Source organism: Maritalea myrionectae DSM 19524 (genome assembly GCF_000423365.1).
Lineage (GTDB): Bacteria > Pseudomonadota > Alphaproteobacteria > Rhizobiales > Devosiaceae > Maritalea > Maritalea myrionectae.
The window spans coordinates 1-24,441 of sequence record NZ_AUHV01000006.1 but is presented as its reverse complement, the minus strand read 5'-3'; the positions used below and the strand labels follow the sequence as shown (position 1 = coordinate 24,441).

At 52.9% G+C, this 24,441-nt stretch carries 19 protein-coding genes; 5 read left to right on the top strand and 14 right to left on the bottom strand.

Annotation, left to right across the window (positions count from 1 at the left end; translation table 11 throughout):
• The first annotated feature begins 86 nt into the window (after positions 1 to 86).
• Positions 87 to 1,283 carry a multidrug effflux MFS transporter gene (locus tag G549_RS0116710; RefSeq protein ID WP_027835981.1) on the top strand — a complete coding sequence of 399 codons (1,197 nt, stop codon included), beginning with the start codon at positions 87 to 89 and terminating at the stop codon, positions 1,281 to 1,283.
• A gap of 101 nt (positions 1,284 to 1,384) precedes the next feature.
• Positions 1,385 to 1,702, top strand: coding sequence for a YkvA family protein (locus tag G549_RS20825; RefSeq protein ID WP_084634234.1), 318 nt, complete (start codon positions 1,385 to 1,387; stop codon positions 1,700 to 1,702).
• An 83-nt stretch (positions 1,703 to 1,785) separates the two neighbouring features.
• On the opposite strand, the gene pyc is transcribed toward G549_RS20825, so the two are convergent.
• A complete protein-coding gene (pyc, locus tag G549_RS0116700) occupies positions 1,786 to 5,232 on the bottom strand; it encodes a pyruvate carboxylase (protein ID WP_027835980.1) in 3,447 nt (1,148 codons plus the stop codon).
• A gap of 82 nt (positions 5,233 to 5,314) precedes the next feature.
• Positions 5,315 to 5,725, bottom strand: a complete 411-nt coding sequence (locus tag G549_RS0116695) for a protein tyrosine phosphatase family protein (protein ID WP_027835979.1) — start codon at positions 5,723 to 5,725, stop codon at positions 5,315 to 5,317.
• Between the two features lie 221 nt (positions 5,726 to 5,946).
• Between G549_RS0116695 and glpK the strand changes: the two genes are divergently transcribed.
• Entirely contained in the window at positions 5,947 to 7,452 is a 1,506-nt protein-coding gene (gene glpK, locus G549_RS0116690) for a glycerol kinase GlpK (RefSeq protein ID WP_027835978.1), read from the top strand.
• A 1-nt stretch (position 7,453) separates the two neighbouring features.
• Here glpK and G549_RS0116685 read toward each other — a convergent pair whose 3' ends face one another.
• The 4 genes from G549_RS0116685 to G549_RS0116665 form a co-directional block, all read right to left on the bottom strand.
• A complete protein-coding gene (locus G549_RS0116685; RefSeq protein ID WP_027835977.1) occupies positions 7,454 to 8,485 on the bottom strand; it encodes a quaternary amine ABC transporter ATP-binding protein in 1,032 nt (343 codons plus the stop codon).
• The gene (locus G549_RS0116680) at positions 8,482 to 9,378 is read right to left on the bottom strand and encodes an ABC transporter permease (protein WP_027835976.1); all 897 of its coding nucleotides are present in this window, start codon (positions 9,376 to 9,378) and stop codon (positions 8,482 to 8,484) included. Before G549_RS0116680 ends, G549_RS0116685 begins: the two co-directional genes overlap by 4 nt.
• Positions 9,379 to 9,455: 77 nt before the next feature.
• On the bottom strand, positions 9,456 to 10,454 hold the full coding sequence (locus G549_RS0116675; protein WP_036223457.1) for an ABC transporter substrate-binding protein: 999 nt from the start codon (positions 10,452 to 10,454) through the stop codon (positions 9,456 to 9,458).
• Positions 10,455 to 10,694: 240 nt separating this feature from the next.
• The gene (locus tag G549_RS0116665; RefSeq protein WP_027835974.1) at positions 10,695 to 11,678 is read right to left on the bottom strand and encodes a glycine betaine ABC transporter substrate-binding protein; all 984 of its coding nucleotides are present in this window, start codon (positions 11,676 to 11,678) and stop codon (positions 10,695 to 10,697) included.
• A 350-nt stretch (positions 11,679 to 12,028) separates the two neighbouring features.
• Here G549_RS0116665 and G549_RS0116655 point away from each other — a divergent pair, with 350 nt between their 5' ends.
• Together G549_RS0116655 and G549_RS0116650 are read left to right on the top strand one after the other, a co-directional pair.
• Complete coding sequence (locus tag G549_RS0116655; RefSeq protein ID WP_027835972.1) at positions 12,029 to 13,228, top strand: ABC transporter substrate-binding protein; 1,200 nt, start codon at positions 12,029 to 12,031, stop codon at positions 13,226 to 13,228.
• 114 nt (positions 13,229 to 13,342) lie between these two features.
• Positions 13,343 to 13,936 carry a class I SAM-dependent methyltransferase gene (locus tag G549_RS0116650; RefSeq protein WP_036223384.1) on the top strand — a complete coding sequence of 198 codons (594 nt, stop codon included), beginning with the start codon at positions 13,343 to 13,345 and terminating at the stop codon, positions 13,934 to 13,936.
• 182 nt (positions 13,937 to 14,118) lie between these two features.
• On the opposite strand, the gene G549_RS0116645 is transcribed toward G549_RS0116650, so the two are convergent.
• From G549_RS0116645 to G549_RS20810, 8 genes are all read right to left on the bottom strand, one after another.
• The gene (locus G549_RS0116645; protein ID WP_027835970.1) at positions 14,119 to 15,405 is read right to left on the bottom strand and encodes a branched-chain amino acid ABC transporter permease; all 1,287 of its coding nucleotides are present in this window, start codon (positions 15,403 to 15,405) and stop codon (positions 14,119 to 14,121) included.
• Positions 15,402 to 16,403: a branched-chain amino acid ABC transporter permease gene (locus G549_RS0116640; RefSeq protein ID WP_245985785.1), complete on the bottom strand. Its 1,002-nt coding sequence runs from the start codon at positions 16,401 to 16,403 to the stop codon at positions 15,402 to 15,404. The genes G549_RS0116645 and G549_RS0116640 overlap by 4 nt, the downstream gene beginning before the upstream one ends.
• 17 nt (positions 16,404 to 16,420) lie before the next feature.
• Entirely contained in the window at positions 16,421 to 17,125 is a 705-nt protein-coding gene (locus G549_RS0116635; protein WP_027835968.1) for an ABC transporter ATP-binding protein, read from the bottom strand.
• On the bottom strand, positions 17,122 to 17,892 hold the full coding sequence (locus G549_RS0116630) for an ABC transporter ATP-binding protein (RefSeq protein ID WP_027835967.1): 771 nt from the start codon (positions 17,890 to 17,892) through the stop codon (positions 17,122 to 17,124). Before G549_RS0116630 ends, G549_RS0116635 begins: the two co-directional genes overlap by 4 nt.
• Before the next feature lie 98 nt (positions 17,893 to 17,990).
• A complete protein-coding gene (locus G549_RS0116625) occupies positions 17,991 to 18,356 on the bottom strand; it encodes a methylglyoxal synthase (RefSeq protein WP_027835966.1) in 366 nt (121 codons plus the stop codon).
• A 276-nt stretch (positions 18,357 to 18,632) separates the two neighbouring features.
• Positions 18,633 to 20,900 (bottom strand): methyl-accepting chemotaxis protein, encoded by a 2,268-nt coding sequence (locus G549_RS21555; protein ID WP_246778394.1) that lies wholly within the window; start codon positions 20,898 to 20,900, stop codon positions 18,633 to 18,635.
• A gap of 222 nt (positions 20,901 to 21,122) precedes the next feature.
• Positions 21,123 to 23,231 (bottom strand): methyl-accepting chemotaxis protein, encoded by a 2,109-nt coding sequence (locus G549_RS20815; RefSeq protein ID WP_051214041.1) that lies wholly within the window; start codon positions 23,229 to 23,231, stop codon positions 21,123 to 21,125.
• Between the two features lie 154 nt (positions 23,232 to 23,385).
• The coding region (locus G549_RS20810) for a methyl-accepting chemotaxis protein (protein ID WP_036223381.1) at positions 23,386 to 24,441 on the bottom strand (1,056 nt) is incomplete at its 5' end.

The following is a 24,441-nucleotide window of genomic DNA, read 5'->3' as shown; positions in this document are numbered from 1 at the left end:
TGGCTGCCTGTCACGCAATAATGCCCATTGTCTTATACTAATTCGTTCATTCTGCTTCTGATCGAAGCACCCATTGAGAGATTACCATGGACCGCAATCTACTTAAATTCTCCCTTATACTCGGGCTGATGAGCGCCGTTGGGGCCTTTGCCATTGATATGTATTTGCCTGCGCTGCCGTTATTGGCGGAAGATTTGCAGTCCTCCACGTCCGCCGCTCAAATGACCCTGATGGTCTACTTTATCGCCTTTGGCGCCAGCCAGCTCTTTTATGGCCCGGCCAGCGACATGTTTGGGCGTAAAAAGCCGATCTATTTTGGCTTGGGCCTGTTTATGGTCACCTCTGTCGGGTGTGCTTTTGCGCCCAATATCGAAACGCTCATCGTGTTGCGATTTTTGCAAGGCATCGGAGCCGCCGCACCCATGTCCATTCCACGCGCCGTCATCCGCGACCTTTATACCGGCCAAAAGGCCACCCGCATGATGTCCACCATCATGATTGTGATTTCGATTTCGCCCATGCTGGCCCCGCTTTTGGGCAGTGCGGTAATTGTGCCCTTTGGCTGGCGCGCGGTGTTTCTCACCATCGCTCTAGCCACCTTGGTGGCGATGGCCTTAGCGGCCTTTGCCCTGCCCGAAACCTTAAAGCCAGAAAACCGCCGTCCATTTGATGCCAAATCCATGTTCGCCAGCTTTGGTATTTTGCTGCGCGACACAAACTATCTCGGGCTCACCTTTATTGGCGGCTTGGGCATGGCCGCTTTCTTCACCTTTTTGGGCAGCGCGTCTTTCGTTTATATGGAGCATTTCGGGCTCACCCCAACTCAATTCTCACTGGCCTTCGCGGTCAATGCGTCCGGCTTTTTCGTGGCCTCACAATTCTCCGCCACCATTATGGGCAAAATCGGCCCCGAACGGCTGATCCGCGGTGCAACCCTTGGCTATGCCATTATGGTGTTGATCTTGCTCGGCGTGTTCTTTTTTGGCTGGGGCAGCCTACCAGCCCTGATCATATTGTTCATCATTGCCAATGCCTTTATGGGGCTGATCATCCCCACATCAATGGTGCTGGCGCTGGAAGAACATGGGCCCATCGCTGGCGCAGCCGCGTCACTGGGTGGCACCATGCAGATGCTGCTGGGGGCCCTGGCCATGGGCGTTTCCAGCGCCATTTTTAACGGCACGCCTGTGCCGATGTTGGCGGTGATCGCCCTTTGCGGCGTTGGTGCATTTGTCTTGGCCCGCATCACGGTGCGGCACCCGCTGCCCTCGGCTGCGCAGTAGGCAAAAGCCCTGAAAGCTCCCGCCCTCTTGAATTTGGCCCCGCTTAACCTATCTATAAAGCAGGTGGGGCCGATCTCCCGCCCCAATTGAGGAGGGTGCACATGAATTTGATCATTCAACGTTTGATGCGGTTTCGCCGTGAAATCGTGCAATTGTGGTATGCCTTTTGGCATCCGCTGACCCCGACCTATCTCAAAGTCCTCACCATATTGACTGCCCTTTATGTGATCAGCCCGATCGATCTTGTGGCCGATTTCATCCCCGTGCTGGGCTGGGTCGATGATTTCATCATTGTTTCATTTGCTGTGTCATGGATTGTATCGCGCTTGCCGCGCGTGACGCAGGATCCGATGCCGCACGATTACGCGCAGACGGATACACAAGAAAAAACCATTGAGGGCAAAGCCCGCCGCCGATAGATTGCCCTATCATAGCGTAATGAAAAAGGCGGGCCAGAGCCCGCCTTAATTGTATTCGCATTGATTACTGCACAGATGAGGGTCTATTCGCCCTCAAACCGCACCAGCAAATCCTTGGCGTCGATCTGATCGCCCGGCTTTACGAAGATCTCAGCAATCGTGCCATCGTTCTCGGCGTGGATAGCAGTCTCCATCTTCATCGCTTCAATAGACAAGAGCACGTCCCCAGCCTGAACCTCTTGCCCGGCTTTCACCGCCAAGGTGGAGACAACGCCCGGCATCGGCGCGCCAACATGGTTGGCATTGCCAACCTCAGCTTTCGGCCGTGCAACAATCTCGCTGGCCATGGAGCGATCTGGCACCGCAACCGTGCGCGGCTGGCCGTTCAGTTCAAAGAATACACGCACCATGCCTTTGTCATTTGGCTTGGATTGGCCCACCAACTGGATGACCATGGTTTTCCCTTTTTCAAGGTCCACCAACAATTCATCGCCCGCTTCCAGCCCGTAGAAATAGGCAGGAGTCGGGATCACAGAAGTTGGCCCATAGGTTTTCTGCGCCGCCATAAATTCAGTGAATACTTTTGGGTACATCAAATAGGACGCCAACCGGAAATCATCAATTTCCAACTCGGTGATCTCTTCGATCTCTTTGCGCTTGGCTTCAAGATCAACAGGCTCAAGATAGGCACCCGGACGCTTATCCAGCGCCTTCTTGCCTTTCAGCACCTTGTCCTGCAGCGCTTTTGGGAAACCGTTGGGCGGCTGGCCCAAATCACCAGCAAAGAAGCCCACTACTGAATCCGGGAACGACACGTCGCGGTTCGGGTCTTCCACATCCGCGCGGCTCAAGCCGGAGGACACCATGGCCAACGCCATGTCACCGACAACTTTCGAGCTTGGCGTCACCTTCACAATGTCACCGAACATATCGTTCACATCCGAATAGGTTTGCGCCACATCGTGCCAGCGAGACTCAAGCCCCAATGACCGCGCTTGCTCTTTCAGATTGGTGAACTGACCACCTGGCATTTCGTGCAGATAAACCTCTGAAGCACCTGAGCGCAGATCACTTTCAAAGGCACGATATTGCGTGCGCACCGCTTCCCAATAGAAGGAAATTTCGCGGATCGTTTTCGCATCCAGGTCCGGATCACGCTCGGTGCCGCGCAAGGCCGCCGCGAGTGAGCCAAGACATGGCTGCGACGTGGTGCCAGAGAAGCTGTCCATCGCCGCATCAATCGCGTCCACGCCCGCATCCACAGCCGCCAAAACGGTGGCCGCTGCCGCGCCTGACGTGTCGTGGGTGTGGAAATGGATCGGCAGATCGGTTTCTTCCTTCAAGGTCGAAATCAATTTGCGTGCCGCCGCAGGCTTCAACAACCCGGCCATATCTTTAAGGCCAAGCACATGGGCGCCTGCTTCTTCCAACTCTTTGGCCAGACCCACATAATATTTCAAATCATAGGTGGCCCGATCCGGGTCCAGCATATCGCCGGTATAGCAGATCACGCCTTCACAGACTTTGCCTGCCTCGATCACCGCGTCCATGGAGACGCGCATATTCTCGACCCAGTTCAGGCAGTCAAACACGCGGAACACATCAATGCCGCCCTTGGCCGCCTGTTCCACAAAGAACTTCACCACATTGTCGGCATAATTGGTGTAGCCCACGCCATTGGAGCCGCGCAGCAACATCTGCGTCATGATGTTTGGCGCTTCCTCGCGGATGATCGCCAAACGCTCCCATGGGTCTTCAGTCAAGAACCGCATAGACACGTCAAAGGTCGCCCCGCCCCAGCACTCAAGCGAGAACAGATTGGGCATGCCATGGCTATAGGCCTTGGCGATTTTCACAATATCATGGGTCCGCATCCGTGTGGCCAACAGGCTCTGGTGCGCGTCGCGCATGGTGGTGTCGGTAAACAGCACCTGCTTTTGCGCCTTCATCCATTTGGCCAATCCGTCCGGCCCATCGCGATCCAGAATTTGTCGCGTGCCCTCCAAAATAGGTGGCGGCGTAAATGTCGGCACCACGGGTGCGGCAGCTTCGGCTGGTGGCGCAGGCCGATCCTTGACCTCTGGGTGACCATTCACCGACACATCGGCAAGATAGGTCAACAAGCGTGTTGCCCGGTCGCGCCGTTTGGGGAAATCAAACAGCTCAGGCGTATTATCGATGAAGCGCGTGGTGTAGCTATTGTCCCTAAAGTTCGGGTGAGAAATAATATTCTCGAGGAAGTTCAAATTGGTGGTCACGCCGCGAATACGGAACTCGCGCAAGGCGCGGTCCATCCGCGCAATCGCGTCTTCAGGTGTTTGCGCCCAACACGTCACTTTTTCCAACAATGGATCATAATAGCGCGTGATCACCGCACCCGAATAAGCGGTACCACCATCCAAGCGCACGCCAAAACCTGTCGCCCCACGATAGGCGGTGATGCGGCCATAATCGGGAATGAAGTTTTCTTCTGGATCTTCTGTCGTCACCCGGCACTGCAACGCGTGGCCATTCAAATGAATGTCTTCTTGTTTCGGCACACCCGATTTCGGATCACCGATCTTTTCGCCTTCCAGCACCCGAATTTGCGCCTTAACGATATCAATGCCGGTCACTTCTTCGGTGACCGTATGTTCCACCTGAATGCGCGGATTCACTTCGATGAAGAAGAACTCATCACTGTCCGCATCCATCAAAAACTCAACAGTGCCCGCACCGCGATAATTTGCGGCGTTACCGAGCTTCAAAGCTGCGTCTGTAAGGCCCTTGCGCACCTCTTCAGTAAGATAGGGCGCAGGTGCCCGCTCCACCACTTTTTGGTTGCGGCGCTGCACCGAGCAATCCCGCTCAAACAAGTGCACCAGATTGCCGTGATCATCGCCGATCAGCTGCACTTCCACGTGGCGCGCGCGCTCAATCAGCTTTTCAAAATACATTTCATCTTTGCCGAAGGCCGCCTTGGCTTCACGCTTGGCTTCGGCCACTTCAGCCCGCACGGCCTTTTCATCGCGAATGGTGCGCATGCCGCGGCCACCGCCGCCCCAGCTAGCTTTCAGCATCAAAGGAAAGCCAATCTCCTTGGCCATTTTGACAACTTCGTCGATATCGTCAGGCAATGGGTCCGTAGCTGGCACCACTGGCACACCAGCTTCAACCGCCAAATTTCGCGCCGCAACCTTGTTGCCAAGTGCGCGCATGGTTTCTGACCGTGGGCCAATAAAGATGATGCCTGCATCCGCACACGCATCGGCAAATTCAGGGCTTTCAGACAAGAGGCCATAGCCTGGGTGGATCGCATCCGCGCCCGACTTTTTGGCAATGCGGATATATTCATCGATCTGCAAATAGGCTTCAACAGGCCCCAAGCCCTTGCCGATCAAATAGGCCTCGTCCGCCTTGAACCGATGCAATGCCAATTTGTCCTCTTCGGCAAAAACAGCAACGGTTTTTAAGCCCAGTTCGTTGGCCGCGCGGAACACGCGGATGGCAATCTCACTTCGGTTGGCAACAAGGATTTTCTTAATCGACATAGCAACTCACTTTTCAAAAAAGTGTTGAACATAAAAGCCAAGCCCGTGCGCCACAACGCACAAAGCTAGCTTGCGTGGGGAATTACTGGCTCAAATGAGCCGCTAGATGAGATACATCATAGCCCGCATTGGCTGCAGCTTTGATGATGTCATCCGCAGGCTGTTCACCCGCTTGGCTTAGCGCCCATAGCGTGGTGGACCGGGTGCCTGAGCGGCAATAAGCAAACACTTTGCCGTCATTGGCCAGCGCATCTCGTGTCGCCGCAATCATCTCTGCGGAAACACCATCTCGACCCATAGGGATCGAAACATAGTTTAACCCTAGCTTTTTCGCTTCTTCTTCAATCAATGCGCCAGCCGGTTGGTCCGGGGCTTCGCCATCTGGGCGATTATTGATAATGGTTTTAAAACCCGCTTCTTTGAGGGCAGGCAAGTCATTGGGCGAAATTTGCGGTGATACACTCACCTTCTCATTGATGGTTTTAATGTCCATCCTATCGTCCTTTCATCTCGACCGCATAGATCAACATGCAGGTCTCAAGGTTTATAGGCGGCGCAAAAGGCCCATGGCAAGCACATCTGAAACCAAAACAGGGCAGATTGAAGAAATAATTTATCAAATGGGATAAGTGGACCCAATTTACGTGACCCGCCTTGAAATTTTAGACCAGATGATTGAAATTCTTCAGTAAAAATCTCAGTGGGAGGGCGTACATGTCTATACAAGATAAAAAATATTTACTGGCCATCGATCAAGGTACGACATCCACCCGCGCTATTATTTATGGCGAAAACCTGATTCCCATCGCCAGCGACCAAACAGAGTTTCAACAATTCTTCCCCCAAGATGGCTGGGTGGAACATGACGCCCATGAAATCTGGCAGACCGTGGTCACCACGATCAAGGGCGCACTCAAAAAAGCAAATCTTGCCGCCGATGATATTGCCGCCATCGGCATCACCAACCAACGTGAAACCATCACCTTGTGGGATCGCAACAGCGGTGAACCGCTCCACAAGGCCATCGTTTGGCAGGATCGACGCACCGCCGACTATTGTGCCGCGTTAAAAAAAGCGGGTCATGAAGAAACAGTCACCGCCAAAACCGGGCTGCTGCTTGACCCTTATTTTTCGGCCACCAAGGCCAAATGGCTGCTGGACAATGTGGAGGGTGCACGCGACCGCGCTGCAAAGGGCGAATTGGCCATCGGCACCATCGATAGCTGGTTGATCTACAAGCTCACCGGAGGTGCATCGCACACAACCGACGCCACCAATGCCTCGCGCACCCTGTTATATAATATCCATAAAGGCGAGTGGGATCAGGATTTACTCGATTTGCTCGATATCCCCGCCGCTCTCCTGCCCGAGGTGCGCGATTGTGCCGCCGATTTTGGCCAGTGCGACAAAGACCTGTTTGGCGCCGCTATTCCCATAACAGGTGTTGCTGGCGACCAACATGCGGCCACCATCGGCCAAGCCTGCTTTGAAAAGGGCATGATCAAATCCACCTATGGCACCGGGTGCTTTGCCATGATGAATGTCGGCGACAAGCCCCTCGCCTCATCCAATCGCCTGCTTTCCACCCTTTGCTATCAGCTTGACGGAAAACCAACATACGCGCTGGAAGGCTCCATCTATATGGCAGGTGCCACCGTGCAATGGCTGCGCGATGGCTTGGGCATCATCGAAAGTGCAGCGCAGGTGAATGATCTGGCAGCAAAAGCTGACAACACCCAATCTGTTTATTTGGTACCCGGCTTTGTGGGGCTGGGCGCGCCCTATTGGGACAGCGATGCCCGGGGGGCCATTTTTGGCCTGACCCGCAATTCTGGCCCGCGCGAATTGGCTAGGGCTGCGCTGGAATCCGTGGGCTACCAAACCCGCGACTTGATCACCGCCATGAATGCAGATTTTGGCGATGATGTGAGCCGGTTGCGGGTGGATGGCGGCATGACCGCATCAAATATGACCATGCAATTTTTGGCCGATATTTGCCAAGTGCCCGTTGACCGCCCCACTAATCTGGAAACCACCGCCAAAGGCGCTGCCTATCTCGCCGGGCTTCATGTGGGTCTTTGCCCCCCACCTCAAGATATGATGGCGAAATGGGAACTGGACCAGCAATTCACCCCACAGCAAAGCGCAGACTGGGCCACCCAAAAATATGCGGGCTGGCAAGATGCCGTCGCCCGCACATTGTCAACGCATAGCGGCTAAATCACCCCGATACGCCACTATGGCGGGCCAGAGCCTTGATCACTTGTTTGGCAGTCACCTTGCCGATCACCTTGTCATTCGCATTGGTGACGCCCACCCAGTCATGCTCGGCAAAAAGCGGCAGCACGTCTTCGCAACGGGCATTTGCTGATACAGTGGCGCCGCTCGTGCCAAAGTCGCCGCGCTCCATAATGGTGTGCACATGGATGGCGCGCGCTCGGTTCACATCCCGCACGAAGTCTTCCACATGCGCGTTGGCCGGGTTGAGCACCACTTCTTCCGGCCGCCCGGACTGGATCACCGCCCCATCCTGCAGCACCGTCACCTGATCGCCAATTTTAAGGGCTTCGTCAAAATCATGGGTGATGAACAATATGGTCTTGTTCAGCTCTTTTTGCAGTGCCAGCAACTCATCCTGCATGCCAGAGCGGATCAGCGGATCGAGCGCCGAAAAGGCCTCATCCATCAGCAAAATATCAACATCCATGGCCAAAGCGCGAGCCAGCCCTACGCGCTGTTGCTGGCCACCGGACAATTGGTGCGGGCGCGACTTTTCATAGCCCTCAAGCCCCACAGTGGCGACCCATTTTTCTGCAATCTCTTTCCGCTCTTTTTTGTCGATCCCGCGAATTTCCAAGCCATAGGCCACATTGTCCAGCACCGAGCGGTGCGGCAGGAGGCCGAACCTTTGGAAAACCATGGCAATTTGCGTGCGCCGGAAGGTGCGCAACTCATCAAGGCTCATCTCCAGCACATTCTGCCCATCAACAAAGATTTCCCCTGAGGTTGGATCAATCAGTCGGTTCACATGCCGGATCAGGGTGGATTTACCGGACCCCGAAAGCCCCATCACCACATGCAATTTGCCCGGTGCCACCTGCAAACTTACATCGTTCAGGCCAATCACATGGCCGGTTTCCGCCTGCAACTTGTCCTTGGACTCCCCGGCCTGCAGCTTTTCCAACACCGCCTGCGGTTCGGGCCCGAAAATCTTGGTCACGCCGCGCATTTCAATTTTATATTGATGGCTCATGAGCGATCTCCTGCCAGCCCGATCTGCTCCTGCAATTGCTTGCCATAGGCCTGCGTGATCCGGTCAAAAATAATCGCCAGCACCACAATGCCCAGCCCGGCAAACACACCACGACTGACTTCCAACCGACCAATGCCCTGCAGCACCTGATAGCCAAGGCCCCCCGCCCCAATCATGGAGGCAATCACCACCATGGCCAGCGCCATCATGGTCGTCTGGTTCACCCCGGCCAATATGGTGGGCAAGGCCAGCGGGATCTGCACCCCGAACAGCCGTTGCCGCGGCGAGGCCCCAAAGGCCTGCGCGGCTTCCATCACACTCGGCTCCACCTGCCGAATGCCCAAATTGGTCAGGCGCACCAGCGGTGGCGCCGCATAAACAATGGTGGCCAGAAGCGCCGGAATTTTGCCGGGACCAAAAATCATCACCGTGGGGATCAGATAAACAAAGCTGGGCATGGTCTGCATCAAATCCAAAATCGGCGTGACAATGCGCTGCACAATTTCTGAGCGCGCCATCACAATGCCCAGAGGTATCGAAAAGACAATGGCGGTCACCGTGGCGGAGATCATTAGCGCCATGGTTTCCACGCTGTCTTCCCAAAGCTCCATCAGCCCCATAAACACAAGCCCCACCACCACAATGATCGGCAGGGCCTTGCTGCGGGTTGCCCCATAAGCCAGAGCGGCAAAAGCCAGAATGATCAACCACCAGGGCACCATCAACAGCCCGTCCTCAATACTATTGAGCATCACCAGCAAAGGATAGGCGGCATCCTCGAACGCGCCACCCCAATTGCGCACCACCCAGTTCAGCCCATCATCCACCCAAAACCGCAAAGGCCGCGTATTGATAAATTCTGGAAATTCACCGCTGAAGAAAAACTCGAACATCGCCCTGATCCCTTTATGCAAAAATGGCCAGGTGAACCTAATCACCCGGCCACTTTCAATGCTTTATCGGTAGCCCACTAAAGGGCAGCTTTCACTTTTTCAGCCACATCTGCTGGCACCCATTGGGTCCATACATCTTCTTCTGTTTTCAAGAAATGTTCGGCTGTTTCTTCAGCGCCAGCTTTGTTCTCTGCGCCCCAATTCAACATTTTGGAGATCTGAACATTGTTAAGCGCCACTTCGCTCAAATAGTCAAAAACCACAGGGGCTTCTTCAGCAAGCCATGCCGCAGTACCCACCGTCACAGGCGGTGTGGGGAAAGCGCTTTTGCCTTTGTCTTCGCAGCTAGACTCAACATTACAGGCCCAGATTTCCGGGTCATGCTCAGGCATTTCGAGCTGCACCATGTCATATTTGCCCATAATGGCCGTGGGGCCCCAATAGTAAAATACGATCGGCTCTTCACGCTCAAAGGCGCGCACGATGGAGGCATCCAGATTGCCACCGGAACCGGGTGAGAACAGATTGAAGCTTTCTTCCAGGTCATAGGCCTCAAACAAAGCCGCATTGGCGATTTCGCAACCCCAGCCTGGAGGGCAGGAGTAAAAACGGCCCTGATCCGGATCGTCAGGATCGGCGAACAATTCGGCATATTCAGGCAAATCTTCAACCCGTTTCAGGCCCGGATTTTCTGCCGCCACATAGGCGGGAATCCACCAGCCTTCAACTGCACCGTCTGAAATGGCAAGGCCCGCATCCTTCACGGCACCTTCCTCGAGGCCCTTTTTCCACTGGTCTTGCACCGTGCCGATCCACAATTCAGGGGCAATGGCCGGACGACCTTTCGACAGCATAGACGCAGATGTAGGTACGGAATCCCCCGCAACCAGCTCCACATTACAGCCATAGCCCTCTTCCAAAATGGTGGCATGGATGTGCGCCAGCGCTGCCGCTGACGGCCAATTCATCTCGGCAATATCAATTTTGCGGTCCGTGCCACACTCGGCCGCCATCGCGCCACCCGTCGCACCCAAAGCGACAAACACGGTCGCCAATGCCAATTTAAACTTTTGCATACCTAGTTCTCCCGACTTTTCTGCAATTTTTAGATTGAGCATAACCAGCCCCAACCACCCGGTCAAATGGCGGAGAACTAAGGAAAATTCCGATATTTACTTAAACAACGCCAAATGAAGGACAAAGCCAACACCGCGTTTGCCGGCGGATATTTCGATTTCAATACCGCCTGCCAAGTGTTTCTACCGACAACCTTTAGTCAGTTTTTTTGTGAACACAGTTTCAACTAAAGCGAAAAACTATGGCGCACTTACCCACGCCTGCCACGTCTCTGGAAACGCTTCAATAAAATGTGTAGCCGTTTGTTGCGCTGTAAAGGCTTGCCGTTCCTGAACCGCCAACAATTCATTCATGACCGCTATGGGCATGGTAGCGCGACGCAAATAGCCCAACAATTCGGGCATATCAGCCCGCACATCGCTGGCGGCGACAAGGCCGATTTGCTCGCTTGGAAAATCACTTCTTTTGGGCGTACCGCAGTTGGATTGTGCAAGGCAGGGATAGGCATCCGCAACATAGTCACCCAAAGAGAGCGCCGCGAAGTCAAACTGGTGCAACACGGCGTTGGGCTGCCAATAATAAAACACTGCCGGTTCACGCGCAGAGATAATCTGACCGATCATTTGGTCCATTTCAAAACGGGATTGCGGCACCACCACCTCAAACACATTCTGAAGGCCGAACGCACGGATCAAATTATCATTCAGCACATGACACGCCCACTTTTCCGGACACGTGATAAAGCGGATCTTGTCGCGTTCATAAAGCCCGGGCATGTCAGCCAGTTTTTCAGCCGCCCCAAGTTGCGGAAAATCAGCGACCACTTTGCTGGGCACAAACCACCCTTCCAAGGTGGTTGCATCAAAACTAGACGCGGCCATAAAAGCCCGCTGCGCTTCACCCAGCTTATTCCATTGGCCCGCCACGCGATTGACCCAAAGCTCGGGCACAATTTTGGGTTCCTGTGCCGCATCAATCGTGGCTGCCACATTGGCTAAATCACTTTGCACCACCTGCGCATCACAATTAAACTCGGACCGAAAAAGTTGCTGATGAATATGCGCCAAAATACTGGCGGACGGCCATTGTAAATCAGCGATGGTGACCACTTCACCCCGGCACCCTTCATAGATCAACTCAGCATCTGCGCCAGATTGGGCAAACGCACCTTGCGCGCCAAAGCTGCCCAAAACGATGATCATCGCCGCCACTAAATTGCGCATATATTGTGCCTTATCTCGCCCAAATTTACGGCCAATGTGACCATTTTACCCTGACAAATCAATCCCGACCGGTCGAATAGTCGACCAAGCAACCCAACGCAATAATCGCGGTAGATTGCCTGTAACCCACTCAATTTGTAACCATTTTTGTTGCAATTGAAATTAACACTATTCGCAACCTTTTGCTGATTATTGCGACAAAAGCTGGTGACTCTTATTAAAAAATCGTTATTGTTGGCGCAACGAGGGAGGAAAACGACCTCGGCCATAAGGCGGATAAGACCTAATAAAGAGCTGGGAAAAAGTTCGTTTTATCCGTTGATGAAAGATGTACAAATTAGAGGGAAATTATGCGTCATCTTAAACTTGCACTCACAGCAGCCGCCGCACTTAGCGTTGCAACACCGGCTGTGGCTGAAGACGTAAACATCGGTATTCTTCTGGGGTATACCGGTCCACTTGAAACATTGGCTCCACCAATCGGTGATGCAGCCAAATTGGCTTTGCAGCATGTAAATGAGCAAGGCGGCATTTTGGGCGGCGAAGCAACGTTCACCATTGGTGACTCGACTTGTGCCGACGCCACTGCAGCCGCAACAGCCGCTGACCGTTTGATCAACGCCGATGGCGTTCATGCAATCGTTGGTGCGATGTGCTCAGGCGCCACCATTTCAGCAGCAAACACCGCTGCTATTCCTGCTGGCGTTGTGATGGTTTCACCATCTGCCTCTTCACCTGCTGTAACAACAGTTGAAGACAATGACTTGCTGTTCCGTGTTGGCCCATCTGATGCCTACCAAGGTGAAGTTGTTGCCCGCATGTTGCTCGACAAAGGCATCAACGACATTGCCATCACTTACGTGAACAACGACTACGGCAAAGGCTTTGCTGATGCCCTGTCTAACGCCTACGAAGCAGGCGGCGGCGATGTGATGATCTCTGAAGCTCACGAAGAAGGCAAATCAGACTACCGTGCTGAATTGGGTTCTTTGGCAGCTAGCGGCTCACAAAACCTGATCATCCTTGCTTATGCATCTGGCTCAGGCCAAACCATTCTGCGCCAAGCGATTGAAGCAGGTGACTTTGTAACCTACTTCGGTGGTGACGGCATGGTTGCTGATGCGTTGGTAACTGGTATTGACCCATCTGCAGTTGAAGGCATGTTGGCATCTCGCCAAGGTCGCTTGGAAACTGAGGGTACAGCCGTTTATGAAAAATTGGCAACAGACGCTGGTCTGGACCCAATCGCTTCATTCGGCCCACAAGCCTATGACGCTGCGTTCTTGTTGGCTCTTGCTTTCGAGCAAAAAGGCAACACAGACCGTGAAGGCGTAAACGAAGCCCTTCGTTCAGTAGCAACAGCTCCTGGTGAAGTGATCCTTCCTGGCGAATGGGATAAAGCCAAGCAGCTGATCGCTGACGGCAAAGAAATCAACTATGAAGGCGCTGGCGGCGACCACGAGTTCGACGAAGCTGGTGACGTATCAGGTGCCATCGTAGAAATGACCATTAAAGATGGTGTGTTTGTTGAAGTTGGCCCACTTAAGTAAGCCAACCCCACAACAGCATTAGTATTGAACCCGACGCTTCGGCGTCGGGTTTTTTATTGCGCAAATCATACCTGCACCCTACGATCCCTTTCTGCGTAATTTATGGGTGCGATTATGAGCTACGATCCAAAGACTTTCGCCTTCTATGCTGAAAATGCAAAGCAGTACGCGCATCGGCGCACGAAGCCTTCCGAGACATTAAGCAAGTTCATCGCCACCCTCCCACCGGGCAGCCACATCCTTGAGCTGGGTTGTGGGGCCGGGCTGGAAGCGCGCCATATGCGCGATAATGGCTTTGAGGTAACCGCAACCGAAGGCAACCCGGCACTTGCCGCCGAGGCCGAACGAAATTTCGGAGCCCCCGTAAAAGTGATGCGTTTCGACGAGCTGGACGACGAAGCGGCATATGATGCCATCTGGGCCAATATGTGCTTACTGCACGCCCCGTGGGAGAGCTTGTCGGATATCATTGAAAAAGCCCATCGCGCTCTAAAACCAGACGGGCATCTCTGGGCGAGTTTCAAAGTCGGAGAAGGCGCTGGTCGTGACAAGCTTGGACGCTATTACAATCTACCCACTCCCGAAATGCTGGAACAAAAGTTCAAAGCATCCGCACCCTGGCAGCTTTTTGCCCTCAAGGACGGCGCGGGTGGCGAAGGGGCCGATGGGGAATCTTATCAATCCATCTGGTGCATCGCGCAAAAATAGGCGTCAGGACATTCGCCGATAAGATCCATCCCTTTTGATGCAGTAGTGCTGACGAATGGATATGGGGCGCCATCGATATTATAGCTTTTGTCCCACTCAATTGACCGTATCCATCGTACTCAAAAAAAAACGCCGCCTCGATAAAGGCGGCGTCTTTTAACTTGTCAGTATAAGCAGACTACTTATTTCTCTGTCCGTATCCGTTCCGGAATGACCCCTTGTGGGAAATAACGTAGGGCGAAGGTAATCACCAAACCCAACACGAACACGCGCATTTGCAACGCACGCGATTCAATGTTCGGAATAGCACCAATGCCAGCCCCTTCAGAGAAATCGGAAATATAGCCAAACAGCAGCACCGATGCGGGTTCAGAAACGGTCCACACAATGTAGATGAACACGCCGCCAAACAAGGCACCATAATTGTTGCCCGCACCACCAACGATGATCATCACCCAAACAATGAAAGTATGGTTGATCGGTTGATAGCCACTAGGGTCCAAGATTTGTGAGAATGACGCCAAGATCGCGCCGCCAATGCCCATCAGGATTGAACCAAGGATAAACACCTCAAGCTCACGCTTGGTCACGTTTTTACCGATTGCCGTTGCCGAAACATTATTGTCTCGAATGGCACGCATCATGCGTCCCCAAGGGCCTTCATAGGCCTTTTGCAAAAAGTAAAAGATCACCGCAATCATGAGAACGGTCAAAGACAAGAACCCAACCCGTGCCAACACAGTGGACATGGTGGCATCTTCAAGCCCGCTCGCCACAATATCGGCCGGCGAAGGTGTCGGCCAAGGCAGCGGCGACACAGTAAGCGTGCCCCGTGTGAACCAATCCATGTTTTTCACCAAGGCCCGGATAATTTCGGAAATCCCGATGGTCGCAATCGCCAGATAGTCTGTGCGCAGGCCCAAGCAAATCCGGCCGACGATATAAGCGATTGCCCCGGCCAAAACGCCGCCAAACAACCAGCCCAAGACAACTGGCAGGCCAAGGCCGCCAATAAAGCCCGCCTCATCCTCAATCAAGCGGGCAGCCGGATCGATCTGTGAGCGATAAACGATATAGGCTGTGGCCCAAGACACCACGATCAAAAAGGTGCGTAATTTACCTTTAATGCCGAACCGTTGTGAATTGGTGGCCAGATAAACCAGCACCCCGCCAAATATCGCCGCCAGAAGGGCCTTAAACAGCATGAACGGCCCATCGGACGCCCAGAACGCTTCGTTGATCGGATAGGAAACGAAGGTCACGGCAACGCCGCCAACCATCAAAAAGCCCATCACACCGAAGTTAAATAGACCGGCATAGCCCCATTGCACGTTAAGCCCCAACGCAATTAGCGCATAAGCCGAGGCGGTGACCAACATAAACAAAGTCGTTGGAATTTGCTGCCAAACAGCGATGGCCAAGAGGAAAACGCCCAGGGCCAAAAACAGCATTGCATCGCGACGCATCATGATGAGACTCCTTTAAAGATACCCGTTGGACGCACCAGCAACACAACCACCAAGATCACGAACGCGACGGTAAGTTTATATTCGGTTGGCACAATGGAAAGGTCATTCGGCACCCATTCAGGCAAATTATCCCGGAAGGGGCGCAACATGATCGCCCAGTTAAACACGGACATGGTTTCAGCAAAGCCGATGATCAAACCACCGGCAATGGCGCCATAGGCTTGCCCCAAGCCGCCAACAATTGCCGCCGCAAAAATCGGCAACACAATGTTAAAGGCCAAGTCAGGCTTCAAGATCACATCAAGCGCCAGCATGGTACCCGCCATTGCGGCCAAGCTGCCCGCGATAATCCAGGTGGCCCGAACCACTTGGTTGGTGTTGATGCCTGACACAAGCGCCAGGCTTGGATTGTCAGCCATCGCCCGCATGCCTTTGCCCAACCGCGAACGGGTGAGGAAGAAATGCAACGCGACCACTGCAATCACCGTCACAGCGATCAACAAGAGCTGCGGTTCTGACACATTGACCGTGCGCGATGCACCCAACCAGGACACATCGAAGCGGAACAATTGTTTGCTCTCATTTTCGAAGAAACTGCGGGTTTGAACCCCACCAAACAGGCGGATCAAGCCTTGGATCATTAGGGTCACACCGATTGAAGCAATCAATAGCGTAACGGGTTTCACCCCTTTGGCCCGCAAGGGTTGATAGAATGTGCGGTCAATCCCAAGCGCCAAACCTGCGGTGATCACCATGGCAAAGGGCAACACGATAAAGCCGGTTGGCCAGAAGGTTGAAATGCCCAAAGCGCTGGCGATCGAGGCCAGCACGAAGGCCACAAATGCCCCCATGGTCATCATGTCACCATGCGCAAAGTGCGCAAACCGCAAGATGCCAAAAATCAAGGTAATGCCGACCGCACCGAGCGCATAAACGCTGCCCAATACTGCGCCAGACACAATAACCTTATTAAAGAAAAAGATGAGTTCGTTCATCATAGCGTCTACGTCCCCCGTTAGCCGCCAAGGAAGCTGCGTGCGACTTCTGGGTCGTCAAGCAGTTCCCGTCCAGTTCCTGTGAACCGATTTTTACCATTCGCCAAAACAAAACCTTTGGAGGCAAACTCAAGAGCTTGCCGCGCATTTTGCTCCACCATCAAAATGCCAACACCGGCCTGATTGATGTTTACGACCGTTTCAAAGATTTCCATCATATAGCGTGGACTAAGCCCGGCTGATGGTTCATCCAACAACAGCAATTTTGGCTGGCTCATCAACGCCCGGCCCATGGCCACCATTTGCCGCTGCCCGCCTGAAAGCTCGCCCGCATTTTGCTTGCGCTTTTCTTTGAGTGGCGGAAACATGTCGTAGATCGAAGCGATTGTGTCTGAAAAATCGTCTCGGCGAATATACGCGCCCATCTCCAAATTCTCATGAACAGACATGGAGGTGAACACATTAAATTCCTGCGGCACAAAACCAAGGCCCATTGGCACCAATTTATCTGCCTGCATATTTGCCACTTCAGTGCCCTCAAGCAGAATTGAACCGTCGGTCACTTCCAACAGGCCAAAAATGGCCTTCAAAGTTGTCGACTTACCGGCCCCGTTTGGCCCTACAATCACGCCCACATCTTCTTTATCGATGGACATGTTGACGCCATTCAAAATCGGTGCACCGCCATAGCCGCCATGCACATCTTTTACTTCCAACAAACTCACGATACAGCCTCCACAGCGGTGCCGAAATAAGCCTCAATGATTTCAGGATTAGCCCGGATTTCCTCCATTGGCCCTTCGGCGATCACCGTACCCTGCGCCATCACAATCACGGGATCACATAGCTCCGCGATCAGATCCATATCGTGCTCAATCACAAAGAACGTATAGCCTAGCTCTTTGTTCATGCGCTGAATATTGGCCGCCAAATCCTTGAGCAAGGTGCGGTTCACGCCCGCAGCCACTTCATCAAGCAGTACAGCTTTGGCATCGGTCATCATCGTCCGGCCCAACTCCAAAAGCTTCTTTTGCCCGCCAGACAAGTTGCCCGCCAGTTCATTGCGCACATGGCCCAGCTTCAAAAAATCGATCACATCTTCGGCCATCTTGCGAATTTCATGATCAAATTCAGCCACATGCTTTGGATTAAACCAGCTTTGGAATAAGGATTCCCCTGGCTGATCGGCCCCGGCAACCATCAGGTTTTCCAACGCGGTCATGTGTGAAAATTCATGCGCAATTTGAAATGTACGCAACATCCCTTTTTGGTAAAGCTGATACGGCTTTAGCCCGGTGACGTTTTCACCGTCAAAAATGATCTCGCCCTCGGTTGGCTTCAGGTTGCCCGCGACCATATTAAACAGCGTGGATTTACCTGCACCATTTGGCCCGATTAGCCCTGTGATCGAGCCTTTAGCCACCGTGAGCGAACAATCATTTACGGCCTTCAAGCCTCCAAAACTTTTGGAGACATGACGCACCTCAATCATGTTGTCTTTTTGCACCCCGTAATTCCCCTCTTGTCGGAGTTTATTCTGCCTAGTTGCACATCTATGGCTGGTTCGGTCAACCGAGCCAAACATAGCAATTAGAACAATGTCAGCACCGCATCTGCCGTCGCTTTGTTGCACGCGAAAGGCACATCATACAATGTGGCCAAACGGATTAACGCTTTCACGTCAACATCGTGCGGCATTGCGGTTAGGGGATCAATGAAAAAAACCAGACCATCAAGCTCTCCCTCGACAATCATGGCGCCCAATTGAGCATCACCACCCAATGGCCCGCTTTTCAAAAGCGTTATCGGCAATTGTGTGGCGTCGATAATTGCCTGTCCGGTCGTGCCGGTGGCAAACAAATCATATTGAGCTAACTTCTCTTTTACTTGGCTGCACCAGACCGTAAGATCTTGTTTTTTCTTGTCATGTGCGACCAAACCGATTTTTTGCTCAATATACTACCCTTTGGATCATACGGATCCAGCTTCTCCCAAAGCTCCCTAGCCCGCGACAAATACAACAAAGCACTTCGCGTGAAAAGCTGCTCTGTTGAAAAAAGTTGCTCTTTTTACTGCTTTTGATCCATGACGCGCGCCAACAACATCGAAAGATGCAACAATAAATGCAAATACCGCCGCTTTTGCCCAGATAAGGAAATAAAAGCGACGGCATTATTGGCAATTTATAGTAATAAATTAGATGGCAAGTGAGAGCACACTCGTTGCTCCGCCCTAGAACTCCTGCCAGTCAGAATCATGGTCCACCGCGACATTGCCTTCGCGCATATAGGCCTTTGCCGTCTGCGTGCGTTTTTCCGGCGATGGCTGCGCCGTTAGCATCGCGCGGTCCGCCTGCACTTCATCAAACGCCGACGCATCGCTACGTTCAATAACAAACTGATCAACAATCTTATCAAGTTGCGAGGCTTGGGCCTCCGTTTGATCAATGGCAGCATTGGTCTCTTCCACCAACGCCGCATTGTGCTGGGTCATTTCATCCATTTCACGGATCGATTGTGAAATCTCATTGATTGCGGATGATTGTTCTTGGCTTTGGCTGGCAATTTCATCCATCAAACCTGTCATGCCGCGCACAGAATTGACGATACCCTCGAGATTTTCTGATGCCTGTGCCACCAATTTCGACCCACCATCCACTTCCGTCACGGATTGCTCAATCAATGTCTTAACCTCGCTCGATGCCTCAGCAGCAGATTGCGCCAAGCGCCGCACTTCAACGGCCACCACCGCAAAGCCCTTGCCTGCTTCGCCCGCACGTGCGGCCTCAACAGATGCATTCAACGCCAGCAGATTGGTTTGGAAGGCAATATCGTCGATCATGCCGATAATATCTGAAATCTTATTTGACGATGCGGTAATGCGCGCCATGGCATCGTTGGCCGAGTGCATAACCTCGCCACCTTTTTCGGCGACCTGACGGGCCTCAAGTGCAGAGGTGCGCGCCTGTTGCGCCCGTTCCGTATTATCATTCACCGTGTTGGCCAATTGCTCAGTCGCCGCCGAAGTTTCTTCAATAGCCGCGGCTTGTTTTGTCGTCCGTTCTGACAAATCATTCGCACCGGACAAGATCTCACCGGTCGCCACTTTCAACCCGCGCGAGGTGGACCGCAACTGGCCAATCACCTGGCTCAGTTTTTCACCCACGGCATTTGTATCGTTTTTCAGTTGCAAGAAGGATCCGCGATAGTCGCCCTCAACACGATGTGACAGATCGGTATTTGCCATCGCAGACAACACAGAACCTGTCTCTTGCAAACCACGATCAACCGTCTCCACAAGGCTATTGACCCCTTCCGCCAATCGATTGAGTTCTTCATCCGGGAATGTCGCCTCTACCCGCTGGGTAAAGTCACCATCAATCGCCGCGTCAACCACTTGCCCAAACGCGCTTTGCAGTTCGCTCATCATGGCTGCGCGCTCAATGGTGCGCTGTTTGGCGGCTTCCTTTTCCTCTTCCGTCATTTCATTGACCCTAAGGCCATTGTTCCGGAAGACCTCAACCGCACGCGCCATCTCACCCAGTTCGTTCTTACGCTGGGTGAACGGCACTTCGGCTCCATATTCACCATTGGCAATTTGCCCCATAACCCCAGTAATCCGGTTCAATGGCTTGGTGATGGACCGCCCAATGACAAAGCCCAAAATCGTGATGGCCGCAAACGCAATCGCGATGGTGCTGAACATAAAGATCTTGGTTTGCTCAGTCATGGTTGCCAGACTAGTGCGCGCCTCCTGGCCTTTTTCCATCGCAAACATGATGATTTTCTCAAGCTCACCAGCGATGGTGTCGTAAAGAGCATCCATTTCCGCACTCAACGCGTTGTGCCGCTCTTTCGCGCCCGCATATTCGTCAAACGCAACATTGTAGACTTCAAGCTTATCGGCGATTTCAAATTGGAAAGTGGGTTCCGCACCGGCCTTGCCAGCCGCACGTGTGACACGCTTGATCTGCTTGTCCACGCCCATAATATTCCGTGCACCGCCAAACAGCAAAAATTCGCGCTCGTAATTGCGCATTTCGGAAAAAGCCAACTCTGTGCTGTCACTCTTCAGGCTGCCAACGTCCTTGGACACATCTTTCGCCGTTGCGCGGAAGCTGTTCAAAAAGCTCTCTTCCTGATTGATCGAGATTTCAGCGGACGTCTCCACCAGCAAATCAAAAAGGCTGGCATATTTGGTCAGGGAATCTTCAACTACATTGAAGCTGCCCGCGATCTCCTCTTGGCCAAGCGAGGTGCGCAAATCTGCCAAACGCGTTTGCGCTGCGGCAATCTGGTCGCGCGTCATCTGCGCATTTTCATCGCTATCATTAGCAATATAATCTTTTTGGAACCGACGGACCTGAAGCACATCCAAGCCAAAGATCTGCGCGGTGTTCTGCGCTTGGCTAAAATTCCGCTCTTCTAGAATAGTCGAGGCTTTTTGCTGTTCCGATACAAAAAACATCACGCCAATCAGCGCGATTGTTAAAGCGCTCAATGCAGTACTAAAGACTATGCGTGTCGAAATCTTTGTCGACCGCACGGATGGCAGCCTAAACTGCAATTTAGACCGCACTTTCTGCACAATTGACCGAACCATTTGAATACCCCCGATTGCTATTATTGCCAAAATACGGTGAATTGGTAATAAATTGGTTATCAATCGGCACAAAAAAATAGGCGCCCTGAGGCGCCTATTCAATTGGTTATTTCAGTCTACTTAGAATTCTTGCCACTCAGTGTCTTCAGCAACCGCTTGATTGCCTCCAGACAAGTAAGCCTTCGCCGCTTGCGGTGGCGCCGCCCGCTTTGGCGTTTCTTCCAAGTCTGCCATCTGTTGGTCTGCCGCTGCTTCATTGAAGTGCGCAGCAGCTTGTCCGGGCTCAACCTTGAATTGCTCGACCACGCGATCCAGCTCAGACGCTTGGGCCTCTGTTTGATCAATGGCAGCATTGGTCTCTTCCACCAACGCAGCATTATGCTGTGTCATCTCATCCATTTCACGAATGGACTGCGAAATCTCATTAATCGCTGTGGCCTGCTCCTGACTTTCTTGAGCAATCTCGTTCATCAGTTCGGTCACCCCGCGCACTGAACTCACAATGCCCTCAAGGTTTTCCGAAGCTTGCGCCACGAGCTTTGACCCGCCATCCACTTCGGTGACAGACTGTTCAATCAGTGCCTTCACTTCATTTGAAGCTTCTGCGGCCGACTGTGCCAAACGCCGCACCTCAACCGCCACAACGGCAAAGCCTTTACCCGCTTCACCAGCGCGCGCAGCTTCAACGGATGCGTTCAGGGCCAACAGGTTGGTTTGGAACGCGATGTCATCAATCATCCCAATGATATTGGAAATCTTATTCGATGACGTTGTAATCCGCTCCATGGCCTGGTTGGCTTCGTTCATAACCTCACCGCCGGTCTCCGCAACGCGTCGTGCGTCTTGGGCCGTGCTTTGAGCTGTTTGCGCCCGTTTGGTGTTTTGATTGACCGTATCTGCCAATTGTTCAGTCGCGGCAGATGTTTCTTCAATCGCGGCGGCTTGCTTGGTGGTCCGCTCTGACAGGTCGTTGGCGCCAGACAAAATATCGCCTGTTGCGTGTTTCAACTCACGCGAGGTGTCGCGCAATTGCCGCACCACATTACCCAGTTTTTCACCCACGGCGTTGGCGTCATTTTTAAGCTGCAAGAATGCACCTTGATAATTACCTTCCATCCGCCGGGTCAAATCTGCATTTGCCAGAGCCGACAACACTTCACCAGTCTCGGTAACACCACGATCCACCGTTTCCACAAGGCTGTTTACGCCATGTGCCAGTGTATTCAGTTCGTCATCAGGGAATTCAGCGTTCACCCGTTGGGAGAAGTCACCTTGCGAAGCAGCGTCCACCACTGCGCCAAAAGCGCTTTGGAGCTCACTCATCATCGCCGAGCGTTCGATCGCGCGCCGTTTCGAGGCTTCTTTCTCTTCTTCCGTCATTTCATTGACGCGTTCGCCATTGGCGCGGAACACATCAACGGCACGCGCCATGTCACCCAATTCATTTTTGTTGTGCAGATAGGGCACTTCATATTCGAAATTGCCATTGGCAATCTCGGTCATGGCAGCCGAAATCCGCGGCACGGGGCGCATCAATAATTTAGCAGCAATCGCGGCGACCACGGACGCCACCGCCAATGTCACCAACGCCACAATCATGATGGTCTGCAACAATGAAGTGACCGTCTTATCGGCCACACTGGTCGGTGTCGCCACAAACAGGATGCCGGCAACGCCTTCCTTGTTTTGGTTCAGAATAGGCTGATAAGCACTGAAGTGCCGCTTGCCAAACAGGTCAACTTGACCCTCAAACCGTTCGCCAGCAAGCATTTGATCGTACAAGGGGTGCCCTTCATCGATCACCCGCTCTTTATCGCGGGTGCCATCGGGCAATTCCAAAGTTGTTGTGAACTGTTCAAATTGCGCCGTTTCTTCATTCCAACGGAACAGCGACATCTCGCCTTCGGTCAAACGCGAAACCGCGTCGACGAGATCGTCAGTGCGCAAGCGCGGCATACGACGCGTCTCAACAGCTTCCAAATTGCCATCTTCTGACCAAATCACATTTGTGCCAGGCAACTGAACTTCAAAGATCGACAAAGCAACCGACATATCAACCATTTGGTTGCGTTGCGCTTCCCGATAGGTATCCGACGACATTTGCAGATAGATTGCGGCAGCAACGGCCATAATCGACACCGCAATACTCACCACCACCAACAATGCGATTGAGGTTGTGAGTTTAAAGCCGCTAAAGCTTGGCTTTTTCAATTGAAAGCGTTTGTTCATTCTTATCTAAGGCACCACCGTACCTTCCCCCGATTTCATACGCTGAATATTAGACCCGGGAAGTAAAATCATACTTAACGATAAGATTATGTAGTTTTAATACAAATACGGCGCCCGTAGGCGCCGTAAAACTTCAAATTATTGTTGAAAGGGCCTAGAATTCAGACCATTCATCTTCATTTTTCACCGCCGCACTGCCGCGGGAAAGGAATTGTCGCGCCGCCGATTTCGCTTTCGCCTGCAATTCTTTGACCTGCCCGAATGCGTGTTTCGGTTGCTCCTCTGGCGGCTGGCCATTCACGCCGATTGGTTGACGCGGACGCCCACCATCGTCAGTCACGAATACATCGACAATATTGTCGAGCTCGTTGGCCTGGCTTTCGGTTTGCTCAATCGCCGCATTGGTTTCTTCCACCAAAGCCGCATTGTGCTGGGTGGTCTCATCCATGTCGCGAACCGCTTGGTTAATCTGCTCAATTGAAGAGGCCTGAGACTTACTCTTATCCGCAATCGACACCATAATGGTGTTGTTGGAGCGCGCAGCCTCCAACATTGCCTCAAGGCTCTTGGCAGCTTGCGCCACAAGCTTGGACCCACCATCAACTTCAGTGACCGATTGTTCAATCAAGGCTTTCACTTCATTTGAAGCTTCTGCCGCCGATTGGGCCAAGCGCCGCACTTCAACCGCCACAACCGCAAAGCCTTTACCCGCTTCACCAGCCCGTGCAGCTTCAACCGAAGCGTTCAAGGCCAACAGATTGGTTTGGAAGGCAATGTCGTCGATCATGCCGATAATATTGGAGATCTTGTTCGACGAACTGGTAATCCGCTCCATGGCCTCATTGGCCTGGCGCATAACATCGCCGCCTTCTTCTGCTGTCGTGCGCACACGATCGGCAATACCGGAGGCTTCTTCAGCTTCTTTGGCGTTTTCCAAAACTGTAGTGGCCAGCTGTTCCATTGCAGCCGAGGTTTCTTCAATCGTTGCGGCCTGACGTGTGGTCCGGTCTGAAAGATCATTGGCACCAGAAAGGATCTCGCCTGTGGCTGTTTTCAGCGCCCGCGAGGTTGTGCGCAATTGCTTGACCACTTCGGTCAACCGATCACCCACCCGGTTGGTGTCATTTTTCAACTGCAAGAAGGCACCTTGATAATCGCCTTCCATCCGCACCGTCAAATTGGTGTTCGCCAGGGCAGCCATCACTTCGCC